An 11,918-nucleotide genomic window follows, 5' to 3' on the forward strand; every position below is an offset into this window, starting at 1 on the left:
CGCCGCAGCGGGGCGCTAGGCCGGACCGGGGCCCTCGGCCGCGAGGGTCTCGCCGCCCGCGGCATAGGCGAGCGCGTCGCCCTCGATCTCGGGGCGCACGCGCGAGCCGACCGGAGTGAGTGCGGGCGACGCGACGCGGGCCCGGAGCAGAGTGCCGTTGTCGAGCGCCACCTCGACCAGCGCGCTGTGGCCCGTGAATCGCACGCGCCGAACCGTGGCGCCGCCCTGAGCGTCGGGCGTCAGCGTCACCTGCTCGGGCCGCACCATCGCGCGCACCGCGGCGCCGACCGCGGGCGCGGCGGAGTCTTCGAGCGGCGATCGCTCGGCCCAGTGGGCCGGGATGCGGCCGACCGCGGTCTCGACGACCGAGTCGTGCCATGTGGCTTCGAGGAAGACCGCGTCGCCCACGAATCCCGCCACCCACGCCGAGGCTGGCCTGCCGAAGACGACCTCGGGAGCGTCCTGCTGCAGCACACGACCGCCGCGCAGGACGGCGACCCGGTCGGCGAGCGACAGGGCCTCCTCCTGGTCGTGGGTCACCAGCACGGCGGTCGCCCCCTCGGTCCGCAGCCACCGGGGCACCGCCTCGCGCAGCTCGTGCCGCAGCAGCGGGTCGAGCGCCGCGAAGGGCTCGTCGAGGAGCACCAGCGTCGGCCGGGCTGCCAGTGCGCGCGCGAGCGACACGCGCTGCGCCTGACCGCCCGAGAGCTGGCTCGGCATTCGATCCGCGAGCCCGTCGAGTCCGACGAGCGACAGGAGCCGGGCGATCTCGGGGTCGTCCGCGCGTCCCCGGCGCAACCGGCCACGCGCCCCTCGCGGCGCCCCGAACGCGATGTTCTGGGCGACCGTCAGGTGCGGGAACAGCGTCGCGTCCTGCGGCACCCAGCCGATGCCGCGGCGCTCCGGGCGCAGATGCAGCCCATGCGTGGCGACCATGCGCGTCCCCAGCCGGATCTCGCCCGACTGCGCGCGCACGAGGCCGGCGATCGTGCGCAGCAGCGTGGTCTTGCCGCATCCGCTCGGTCCGACCACCGCGAGCAGCTCGCCGTGGTCGGCGGCGACGTCGACGGCGTGGAGGACCTCCCGTCCGCCGAGGCGCACGGTGAGGTCGTTCACCTGAAGCGATGTCATGTCACACATCCTCCGGGTCTCGGTGGCGCGAGAGCAGGAACGCGGGGATCGTCGCGACGACGAGCAGCGCGAGGGCGTACGGCGCGGCGGCGCCGTACGCGGCGACGTCGGTCCGCGACCACAACTCGGTGGCGAGCGTGTCGGTGCCCGTCGGGCGCAGCAGCAGCGTCGCGGGCAGCTCCTTCATCGCGGTGACCGCGACCAGCAGCGCCGCGGCGAGGATGCCGGGCCGGGCCAGGCGTGCCGTGACCTGCCACCACGTCTGGAGGCCCGTACGCCCGAGGGTGCGCGAGACGTCTTCGAGCGCCGGCGGCACGAGCCCGATCGAGCTGCGCACGCCGCCGACCGCCTTCGGCAGGAACATCACGCCGTAGGCGAAGGCGAGGATGAGCGCGGTCTGGTACCACCACGGCACGACCGTCAGCGAGAACGCGACGAGCGAGAGACCGACCACGATGCCGGGCAGGCCCAGGGGTATCACGGCGGCGGTCTCGACGATCCGCACGCGGCGCCCGCGGTAGCGCGCCGCCAGGGCCCCGATCGGGAGCGCCAGGACGATCGCGATGACGGCGCCGCCCACGGCGAACGCGAGCGTGCCGGCGAGCGCCTCGGCGAACTCGGCGAGGTCGAAGGCGCGCAGTGCTGCGGCGTCGAGAGCACGCGCGACGAGGATGGCCGTGGGAACGCCGGCGGCGAGCAGCGACGGCGTCGCGAGCAGGATCAGGGCCGCAGGAAGTGCCGCGCCGAGTCGGAAGCGCGCCGCGCGCGGCCCATGCGGTGCGCGAGCGGGAGCGCGGCGGCGCAGCACCTGCTCGGCGAGGACCACGGCGAGGGCGATGACAACGAGCACCCCTGCGAGGATGAGCGCGTAGTCGCGGTCGAAGCTCGCGCCGAAGGCCTGGTGCACCGCGGTGGTGAGGACCGGGAGCCGGAACAGGGCCACGCCGCCGAAGTCGCTCAGCGTGTAGAGGAATGCGAGCAGCGCGCCCGCCGAGACCGCCGGCGCGATCTGCGGCCACGTGCCGCTGAAGAACGCCGCGACCGGCCCGCGTCCGAGCGTGCGCGCCAGATCGTCGAAACCCGTGGTCGACAGTCGCAGCGCGGCCGCCGTCGGCAGGGTCACATACGGCAGACAGACGCTCGTGAGGACGAACCACGCCGCCCAGAACCCCTGCATCCCGGGCACGGCGGCGAGCCAGCCGTACGCTGCGAGGTACGAGGGCACCGCCAGCGGCAGGGCGGCCAGCGCCGCCCACAGTCCGCGCGCGGGCAGCGCAGCGCGCGCAAGCAGGAAGGCCGACGGCACGCCGATCGCGATCGTGGCCACGGTCACCGAAGCCGACAACAGCAGCGACGTGCCGATCAGCTCCGGAACCCGCGGACGCGACAGGGCCTCGGCGATCTGCTCGGGCCCCGCTCCCGCGACCCGCGCGATGAGATAGACGAGCGGGACGCTCGCGAGGGCGCACGCCACAAGCGCCGCGACCCAGAGGGTACGTGGTGGGCGTCGTGACGAGGGCATCGGCGGATGAAACGTCGGGCGTGGGGCGCGCCCTCTCAGAGGAGGCCGACGCGCACGAGCATCTCCTGGGTCTCGGCCACCGAATCGAGGTCGCTGAGATCGAGACCGGGGTTGACGAGCGTCTCGAGCGCGGGCAGACCCGAGGGTGCCTCGACACCGGGGAGCAGCGGGTACTCGAAGGTCTGCTCGACGAAGTACTGCTGGCCGGCCGGCGAGACGAGGTACTCGACGAGCGCGAGCGCGTCGGGGTCGCCCGCTCCTCCGGTCAGGATCGCCGCGCCCGTGACGTTGACGATGCCGCCGGGGTCGCCCGGCAGGAACGCCAGCTGGGCCCGCATCGCATCCTCGCCGAGCTCGGCGGCGCGCTGGTACCAGTAGTAGTGGTTGATGAGTGCGAGATCGAGTTCGCCCGCATTGACCAGGTCGAGTGTCGCCCCGTTGCTCTCGGTGAGCACGGGATCGTTGGCCGCCATGTCGGCAGCCCAGTCCTCGGCGGCCTGCTCGCCCTCGAGGACGCGAAGCGCCGTCACGAACGACTGGAAGCTGGCGTTGCCCGGGGGGAAGCCGACGCGTCCGGCCCACTCGGGGTCGACCAGATCGAGAACCGAGGTCGGCACCTGGTCGGCCTCGAGCACGTCGCCGTCGTACGCGATGACGCGCGCGCGACCGGTCACGCCGATCCAGCTGTCGTCCTGCGAGGTCAAGCCCGCGGGGATGGTCTCCGCCAGCTCCGCAGGGATCGGCGATGTCAGTCCGGCATCCGCGATGGCGCCGAGCGCACCGGCGTCCTGCGACAGGAACACGTCGGCGGGGGAACGGTCGCCCTCTTCGAGCAGGAGTGCCGTCAGCTCGCTCGTGCCCGCATAGCGGACCTCCACCTCGATGCCCGTCTCGTCGGTGAACTGCTCGATGAGGGGCGCGATCAGCGCCTCGTCTCTTCCGGCATAGAGGGTGACTTCGCCGTCGGATGCCGGGGCGTCGGCCGAATCTTCCGAGGCCGGGTCTCCGGCGCAGCCGGTCAGCAGGAGGCCGCTCGCGACGGCGGCGGGAACCAGGATGCGAAGTGCGCGCACGACGGTGTCTCCGTGAGATGTGGGAACTCAGCCGAGAGTGAACTGAGGTGAGGCGAACCTAACCTGCCGCGCGCGCGAATGCAAAGGCAACGCAAAGGTGCGACATAGCAGAGGTCACTGCGCCGTTGCGCCTCCGCGCCCGCCGGTAGACTCGTCTCTCGTGTCTGACGCGCACGAGAACACAGCCCCCACCGACGCCGGCATCACGCCCGAAGCGGTCGAGACCGCGGTTGCGGACGCCCTCGCGGCGATCGCCGCCGCGGGCGACACCGCCGAGCTGAAGGCCGCCCGCTCCGCCCACACCGCCGAGGGCTCGCCGCTGGCGAAGCTCAACGCGCGCATGCGTGAGGTGCCCAAGGACAAGAAGGCCGAATTCGGCAAGCTCGTCGGGCAGGCTCGCGCGAGCGTGAACCAGGCCCTCGCCGCCCGTGAGGTCGAGCTGGCCGAAGCCGAGCTCGCCGCCAAACTCGAGGCCGAGCGCGTGGACATGACCGCGCTCGCGCAGCGGGCCCGCGTGGGCGCGCGGCATCCGATCTCGCTCCTGCAGGAGGAGATCAGCGACATCTTCGTCGGCATGGGGTGGGAGATCGCCGAAGGCCCCGAGCTCGAGCACGAGTGGTACAACTTCGACGCGCTGAACTTCGACGCCGATCACCCGGCGCGTCAGATGCAGGACACGTTCTTCGTGGACCCCGTCGAGCGCCACCTCGTCATGCGCACGCACACGAGCCCCGTCCAGGTGCGCTCGATGCTCGAGCGCGATCTGCCGATCTACGTGCTGTGCCCCGGCCGCGTCTACCGCACCGACGAGTTCGACGCGACGCACCTGCCGGTCTTCACGCAGTTCGAAGGACTCGTGATCGACAAGGGCATCACGATGGCGCACCTCAAAGGCACGCTGGACCACGCCGCCAAGGTGCTGTTCGGGCCCGAGGCCAAGACGCGCTTCCGCGCGAACTACTTCCCCTTCACCGAGCCGAGCGCCGAGCTCGACCTGTGGCACCCGACCTTCAAGGGCGGCGCGCGCTGGATCGAGTGGGGCGGATGCGGCATGGTCAACCCCAACGTGCTGCGCGCGGCCGGCATCGACCCCGAGGAGTACTCGGGCTTCGCGTTCGGGATGGGGATCGAGCGGACCCTCATGTTCCGCTCGGATGTGCAGGACATGCGCGACATGGCCGAGGGCGATGTCCGCTTCAGCGAGCAGTTCGGAATGGTGGTCTGATGCGCGTCCCGCTGTCATGGCTTCGTGAGTACGTCGACGTCCCGCAGGATGCCTCGCCCGAGGACGTCCTCGCGGCGCTCGTCTCGGTCGGCTTCGAAGAGGAGGACGTGCACGGCTTCGAGCTGACCGGCCCCATCGTCGTCGGCCAGGTCGTCGAGTTCGTCGAGGAGCCGCAGTCCAACGGCAAGACCATCCGCTGGTGCCAGGTCGACGTCGGCGAGGAGCAGGGCGGAGTCCGCGGCATCGTGTGCGGCGCGCGCAACTTCTTCGAGGGCGACAAGGTCGTGGTGACGCTCCCGGGCGCGGTGCTGCCGGGTCCGTTCCCGATCGCGGCGCGCAAGACGTACGGGCATGTCTCGGACGGCATGATCGCCTCGGCGAAGGAACTGGGGCTCGGCGACGAGCACAGCGGCATCCTGCGTCTGGTCGAGCTCGGGATCGACGCACCCGCCGGCACCGACGCGATCGCGCTCCTCGGCCTCGACGACGTCGCCGTCGACATCAACGTCACGCCCGACCGCGGCTACGCGCTGTCGATCCGGGGCGTCGCGCGCGAGTACTCGCACGCCACCGGCGCGGACTTCCGCGACCCGGGCGTCCGCCATGCGGACGAGGTCGCGCCGGGCGTCGGCTTCTCGGTCGCCGTCGAGGACGCCGCCCCCATCCGCGGACGCGTGGGCGCGACGGAGTTCGTCGCGCGGGTCGTGCGCGACGTCGACCCCACCAAGCCCACGCCGGCGTGGATGGTCGCGCGGCTGACGCTCGCCGGCATCCGGTCGCTGGGCATCCTCATCGACATCACCAACTACGTCATGGTCGAGCTCGGCCAGCCGATCCACGGCTACGACCTCGACAAGCTCACCGGCGGCATCACGGTGCGTCGCGCGCAGGCGGGGGAGAAGCTCGAGACCCTCGACGGTCAGGTGCGCACCCTCGACGCCGAGGACCTGCTGATCACCGACGAGTCGGGCCCGATCGGCCTCGCCGGCGTCATGGGCGGCGGCACGACCGAGATGAGCGGCACGACGCGCAACGTCCTCATCGAGGCGGCGACCTTCGACACCGTCTCGATCGCGCGCACGGCGCGCCGGCACAAGCTGCCGAGCGAGGCCTCCCGCCGCTTCGAGCGCGGCGTCGACCCGGCGATCCCGCTGGTGGCCGCGCGACGCGTGGCCGACCTCATGGTCGAGTTCGCCGGGGGCACGATCGACGCCGACTACGGCACGGCGCTGTTCGCCGAGATCTCGGCGATCGAGATCCGGCTTCCCGCCGGCTTCGTCGCCGGTCTCATCGGCGTCGACTACACCGCTGACGAGATCGTCACGGCGCTCGAGCTCATCGGCTGCGCCGTGGCGCCGGCCGAAGACGGCTGGACCGTCACGCCGCCGTCGTGGCGCTCGGATCTCACCGACAAGTGGACGCTGGCCGAGGAGGTCGCGCGCATCGAGGGCTACGACCGCATCCCGTCGGTGCTGCCCCTGCCGCCGTCGGGTCGCGGGCTCACCCCGGCCCAGCGCGGTCGCCGTCGCGTCGCCAACGCGCTGGCCGCCGCGGGCTTCGTCGAGACCCCCTCGTTCCCCTTCACGACCGAGGAGCAGAACGATCTGCACGGCTCGCCCACGGGAGAGCACCTGCCGAGCGTCAAGATCGCCAATCCGCTCGACGGCCAGGCGGCGTTCCTGCGCCGCTCGCTGCTCCCGGGGCTGCTGCAGGTCGCGCACCGCAACGTGTCGCGCGGCTTCACCGACCTGGCGCTGTTCGAGACCGGCACGGTGTTCCTCCCCAAGCCCGGTGTGCAGTACGGCACGTCGTACGTGCCGCCGCTCGCGGTGCGTCCGTCGGCCGCAGCCCTCGCCGAGCTCGACGAGTCGATTCCGCCGCAGCAGCGCTTCGTCTCGCTGCTGCTGACCGGCAACCGCATCGCGAAGCAGCCGGGCCAGCCGCCGGTCCCCGTCGACATCGCCGACGGACTCGACGCCGTGCGCGTCATCGCGTCCGCCGCCGGCGTGACGCTCGACGTCTTCCAGGCGCAGGGGAAGCCCCTGCATCCCGGCCGCACGGCCGTGCTGTTCGTCGGCGAGACCGAGGTCGGCTACGTCGGCGAGCTGCACCCGGACGTCGTGGCGGACGCAGACCTCACCGGTCGCGTCGTCGTGGCCGAGCTGTTCCTCGACCGACTGCTCGACATCGCCGGCGAACGCGTCGTCGCGGCGTCGCTGTCGGGGTTCCCGGCGGCGACGCAGGACGTGTCGCTGGTCGTGCCGGCCGACGTCCCGGCGGGCCAGGTCCGCGCGGCCCTGACCGAGGGCGCGGGGGAGCTGCTGGAGTCCCTGCGCCTCGTCGACGACTACCGCGGCCAGGGGCTGCCCGACGGCAGCAAGAGCCTCACGTTCGCGCTGCGGTTCCGCGCCCCGGACCGCACGCTGACGGCGGCCGAGGCGACCGAGGCGAAGCTCGCCGGCGTCGCCGTGGCCACCGAGCGATTCGGCGCCGCGATCCGCGACTGACCTTGGTCCCTGGCCGGTTCGCCCCCGCTGAGTAGGGTGGGATCCACCGGCCAGGGAGGCGAGAGATGGTGCCCGAACGCGCGGCGGCGCCCGCGTCGGGGTGGTGCGCGCGCGACGTGCCGACGGTGTGCGCCGAACTGGGCGCGAGCGTCGGGGGACTCAGTCCCGAGGACGCCGCCGATCGGCTGGCGCGATGGGGCCCGAACGCGCTCCCGGCGCCGCCGCCGACGCCCTGGTGGGTGGTGCTGGCGCGCCAGTTCATCAGCCCGCTGATCGCGATCCTGATCGTCGCCGGCATCGTGACCTCGATCCAGCGCCACTGGGTCGACGCCGGCGCGATCTTCCTCGTGCTGGCGCTGAACGCCGCCCTCGGCTTCTGGCAGGAGCGCAAGGCGGCGCGCGACGTGCGCGCGCTCCAGGAGCTGGCCACGACGTCCGCGCGCGTGCGGCGCGGCGGCGTCGTCGAGGTGATCCCGGCGGAGGACGTCGTCCCCGGCGACCTCGTGCTCGTCGAGAGCGGCGACCGCGTTCCCGCCGACGCCCGGCTGGTTGAGGTCAACGCGCTGCTGGCCGACGAATCGCTGCTCACCGGGGAGTCGCTCGCCGTCCTGAAGGGCACCGCCCCGGTCGCAGCCGACACCGCGGTCGCGGACCAGACCGACATGCTGTTCACCGGGACCCTCGTCTCGAGCGGCCGCGGCGCGGGCATCGTCGTGGCCACCGGTGCGCGCACGCAGCTCGGCGAGATCAGCGCCCTCGTGCGCCGCAAGCCGCCCCGCACGCCGCTGCAGAAGCTCACGCACAGCCTCGAGCGCCGCATCGGCGTGGTGGTGCTGATCTCGGTCGTGTTCGTGTTCGCCGCGGGACTGGTCAGCGGGTATTCCGTCTCGGACATGTTCCGCGTGGCGGTGGCGCTCGCCGTCGCCGCGATCCCGGAGTCGCTGCCGATCATCTTCACGGTCGCCATGAGCGTCGGCGTCTCGCGCATGGCGCGGCGCGGGGCGATCGTGCGCACGCTCCCGGCGGTCGAGACGCTCGGCTCCACCACGGTGATCGCGTCGGACAAGACGGGGACCCTCACCGAGAACCGTCTGACCGTCGAGCGGCTGTGGACGATGGACGGCGACATCGTGCCCGGTGAGGCGACCGATCAGCTGACCATGCGCCTACTGCGCGCCGGCGCGCTGACGAACGAGGCGGGCGAGTCCGCGCGCGGAGACCTCGCGGGCGACGCCGTCGATGTCGCCATGGCCTCGGTCGCGCTGACCGCCGGCGCCGTCTCGGCCGTGGAGCGCGCCCGGCCGCCCGAGCACCACGTGCCGTACGAGCCGGCCCGGCGGTATTCGCTGACCGTCGTCCGCGAACCCGACGGGGCGCGGATGCAGTACGTCAAGGGTGCGCCCGAGGTCGTCGGCGCCCTGTGCGAGAGCCTGGCGGTGCCCGGCGGCACCGTCCCGTACGACGTCGAGCTGGTGATGATCGAGAACGCCCGGCTGTCGCGCGACGGACTGCGCGTCATCGCGGTCGCCGAGCGCGTGCTGCCGCCGGACGCCGCGGTGGACGCGCCGCCGAGCGGCATGACGCTGCTCGGACTCGAGGGCATGGACGACCCGCCGCGCGCGGGCGTCGCCGACGCCGTCGCGGAGTGCCGCAGCGCCGGCATCGCGGTGAAGATGATCACCGGCGACCACCCCGAGACCGCGCAGGCGATCGCTCGGCGGCTGGGGATCGCCACGGACCGCCCGCCGGTCACCGGAGCCGAGATGGCCGAGCTCGACGACCGGGTCCTGACCGCGCGGCTCGAGGAGGCGGGCGTCGCCGCGCGCGTCGCGCCGGGGGACAAGCTGCGCATCGTCGAGGTGCTCCAGCGCGGCGGCGAGACGGTCGCGGCCACCGGCGACGGCGTGAACGACGCCCCGGCCCTGCGCGCGGCATCGGTCGGCGTCGCGATGGGTCGCGGCGGAACGGATGTCGCACGCGACGCGGCCGACCTCGTGCTCACCGACGACGACTTCACGACCATCGTCGAGGCGGTCGAGCAGGGGCGCGTGACGTTCGGCGCCATCCGCAAGGCGACGTTCTTCCTGCTCTCCACGGCGCTCGCGGCCGTGTTCGCGCTGTCGGCGAACGTGCTGATCGATCAGCCGCTGCTGTTCCTGCCGGTCCAGATGATCTGGATCAACCTCGTCACCACCGGCATCCAGGACATAGCTCTCGCCCTCGAACCGGGCGAGGGCGATGAGCTGGCCCGTCCGCCCCGCGGCCGCCGCGAGGGAGTGCTCTCACGCGTGCTGTGGGCCCGCACGGCGGTGACGGGCGTGTGGATGGGCCTGGTCGTGCTCGCGGTGTTCGCCTGGTCGCTGAACACCGGCGCCGACGTCGATCACGCGCGCACCCTCGCGATGGCCACGTTCGTGCTGCTGAACTTCTATCAGGTGGGCAATGCCCGCGCCGAGCGGACGTCGCTCGTGCGGCTGAGCCCGCTGCGCAACAAGGCGCTCGTCGTCACCGCAGCCCTCGCGGTCGGCGTGATGTGGGCGGTGACCGTGTGGGAGCCGGCGGCGGCGCTGCTCGAGGTCACGCCGCTGAGCCTGCTCGAGTGGGCGGGATGCGCCGCGGTCGCGGCATCCGTCCTCGTCCTCGTCGAAGCCGAGAAGTTCGCGCGGTGGCTTCTGCTGCGGCGGCGGCGCCTCGTCGACGAGATGCAAGACTGACCGTGGCCGCCCCGGCGAGAGGAACGACATGACCGGCACGATCACCCTCACCGCCGACGGTGACACCTTCGGCGTGCACCTCGCGCGCCCGACCGGATCGCCGCGCGGCGCCCTCGTGGTCATCCACGAGATCTGGGGACTGGTGCCCCACATCGTCGCGGTCGCCGATCGTCTCGCGGCGGAGGGGTACGTCGTGGCGGCACCCGACATCCTGTCGCACGCCGGCGTCGCGCCGGCGCTCGGCGAGGAGCTGTTCGAGATCATGACCGGCGGCGACGAGGAGCGACGGATCGCCGCCCAGCCGATGATGCGCGAGGCGATGTCGGGGATGCGCGCGCCGGACTACGCGGGATGGGCGGTATCGGCTCTGCGCGCCACCGTGGACCTGCTCGAGGCCGAGCCCGGCGTCGACGGCCGCATCGGCGTGACGGGCTTCTGCTTCGGCGGCACCTACACGTTCCTGCTCGCAGCCTCCGACGACCGCATCCGCGCGGCGGCGCCGTTCTACGGCACCGCGCCCGCGCCGGAGCGGATGGCGACGATCTCGGCGCCGGTCCTCGCCCTCTACGGCGCCCACGACCCGGCTCTCATCGACGCCCTGCCGCAGGTGCGCGCCGACATGGCCGCCGCCGGCGTCGAGTTCGAGGCGGTGGTCTACCCGGACGCGGCGCACGCGTTCTTCAACGACACCGGGCGGCGCTACGACGCGGCTGCCGCCGCCGACGCGTGGCGGCGGGTCACCGGCTTCTTCGCGGAGCGTCTGGCGTGACCGACGTCCTCGTCCTCGGCGGCACGGGATGGCTGAGCGGCCGGGTCGCCCGCGAGTGGCTGGCGCGCGGCGCGCGTGTCACGTGCCTCGCGCGGGGCGGCCGCCCGGCTCCCGACGGCGCCGCGCTCGTCGTCGGCGACCGCGAGACGCGGGATGCCTACGCCGCGGTCGCCGCGCACGAGTGGGACGAGGTCGTCGACGTGTCGTCGATGCCGTCACACGTCGCGCAGGCGGCCGGAGCGCTCGGCGAACGCGCGCGGCACTGGACGTACGTGTCGTCGCTGTCGGTGTACGCCGCCGACGACGTCGCGGGCGCCGACGAGTCGGCGGCTCTCGCCGAGCCCGCGCTGCCGGGAGACGCGTACGACTACGCGCGTGCGAAGTCCGCCGCCGAGGCATCCGTGCGCGCCGCGTGCGGCGATCGCGCCGCCGTCGTCCGGCCAGGCCTCATCGTCGGCGACGGCGACCCGACCGACCGGTTCGGCTACTGGGTGGGGCGCTTCGCGCTCGCCGCGGACGGGCCCGTCCTCGTCCCGGGGGACGAGCGGCGCTCGCAGGTGATCGACGTCGACGACCTCGCGCGCTTCCTCGTCGACCGGGGAGAGAAGCGGTGGCACGGCGTCGCGAACGCCACGGGCCCGTCGGCCCCGCTTTCCGATGTGCTGCGCGCGGCGCGCGCGGTCGCCGGGCACACCGGGACGGTCGTCGCGGCATCCGACGCCGACCTGCTCGCGCACGATGTCGCGTACTGGATGGGTCCGCGCTCGCTGCCGCTGTGGCTCCCGGCGGACATGCCGGGCTTCGCGACGCGCTCCATCGAGACGTACCTGCGCGAGGGCGGGCAGCACGCACCCCTCACCGAGACGCTCGAGCGGGCCCTGGCGCACGAGCGGGCGCTCGGACTCGAGCGTGAGCGCCGGGCGGGCCTGACGCGGCCCGACGAACTGTCGATCATCGACGCGCTCGGCGCCTGAGTT

The 11,918-nt window shown here is 73.1% G+C and carries 8 protein-coding genes; 5 read left to right on the top strand and 3 right to left on the bottom strand.

Annotation, left to right across the window (positions count from 1 at the left end; translation table 11 throughout):
* Positions 1-15 precede the first annotated feature (15 nt).
* From HD594_RS09320 to HD594_RS09330, 3 genes are read right to left on the bottom strand one after another with little or no spacing between them, the layout of a single operon-like run.
* Positions 16-1,131, bottom strand: coding sequence for an ABC transporter ATP-binding protein (locus HD594_RS09320; RefSeq protein ID WP_184750712.1), 1,116 nt, complete (start codon positions 1,129-1,131; stop codon positions 16-18).
* 1 nt (position 1,132) lies between these two features.
* On the bottom strand, positions 1,133-2,653 hold the full coding sequence (locus HD594_RS09325; protein ID WP_184750713.1) for an ABC transporter permease: 1,521 nt from the start codon (positions 2,651-2,653) through the stop codon (positions 1,133-1,135).
* A 35-nt stretch (positions 2,654-2,688) separates the two neighbouring features.
* The gene (locus HD594_RS09330; RefSeq protein WP_271171207.1) at positions 2,689-3,726 is read right to left on the bottom strand and encodes an extracellular solute-binding protein; all 1,038 of its coding nucleotides are present in this window, start codon (positions 3,724-3,726) and stop codon (positions 2,689-2,691) included.
* Between the two features lie 160 nt (positions 3,727-3,886).
* Between HD594_RS09330 and pheS the strand changes: the two genes are divergently transcribed.
* From pheS to HD594_RS09355, 5 genes are all read left to right on the top strand, one after another.
* A complete protein-coding gene (pheS, locus tag HD594_RS09335; RefSeq protein WP_271171206.1) occupies positions 3,887-4,951 on the top strand; it encodes a phenylalanine--tRNA ligase subunit alpha in 1,065 nt (354 codons plus the stop codon).
* Entirely contained in the window at positions 4,951-7,458 is a 2,508-nt protein-coding gene (gene pheT / locus HD594_RS09340) for a phenylalanine--tRNA ligase subunit beta (RefSeq protein WP_184750714.1), read from the top strand. Before pheS ends, pheT begins: the two co-directional genes overlap by 1 nt.
* A 65-nt stretch (positions 7,459-7,523) precedes the next feature.
* Positions 7,524-10,172: a cation-translocating P-type ATPase gene (locus HD594_RS09345; protein WP_184750715.1), complete on the top strand. Its 2,649-nt coding sequence runs from the start codon at positions 7,524-7,526 to the stop codon at positions 10,170-10,172.
* Between the two features lie 28 nt (positions 10,173-10,200).
* Entirely contained in the window at positions 10,201-10,941 is a 741-nt protein-coding gene (locus tag HD594_RS09350) for a dienelactone hydrolase family protein (protein ID WP_184750716.1), read from the top strand.
* Complete coding sequence (locus HD594_RS09355) at positions 10,938-11,915, top strand: NAD-dependent epimerase/dehydratase family protein (RefSeq protein ID WP_184750717.1); 978 nt, start codon at positions 10,938-10,940, stop codon at positions 11,913-11,915. The genes HD594_RS09350 and HD594_RS09355 overlap by 4 nt, the downstream gene beginning before the upstream one ends.
* The last annotated feature ends 3 nt before the right edge of the window (positions 11,916-11,918 follow it).

The organism is Microbacterium thalassium, from assembly GCF_014208045.1.
GTDB lineage: Bacteria > Actinomycetota > Actinomycetes > Actinomycetales > Microbacteriaceae > Microbacterium > Microbacterium thalassium.

What these genes read in the sequence shown, in the direction of transcription:
- HD594_RS09320 (WP_184750712.1), bottom strand. Translation starts at nt 1,131, where the DNA reads ATGACATCGCTTCAGGTGAACGACCTCACCGTGCGCCTCGGCGGACGG.
- HD594_RS09325 (WP_184750713.1), bottom strand. Translation starts at nt 2,653, where the DNA reads ATGCCCTCGTCACGACGCCCACCACGTACCCTCTGGGTCGCGGCGCTT.
- pheT (WP_184750714.1), top strand. Translation starts at nt 4,951, where the DNA reads ATGCGCGTCCCGCTGTCATGGCTTCGTGAGTACGTCGACGTCCCGCAG.
- HD594_RS09345 (WP_184750715.1), top strand. Translation starts at nt 7,524, where the DNA reads ATGGTGCCCGAACGCGCGGCGGCGCCCGCGTCGGGGTGGTGCGCGCGC.
- HD594_RS09350 (WP_184750716.1), top strand. Translation starts at nt 10,201, where the DNA reads ATGACCGGCACGATCACCCTCACCGCCGACGGTGACACCTTCGGCGTG.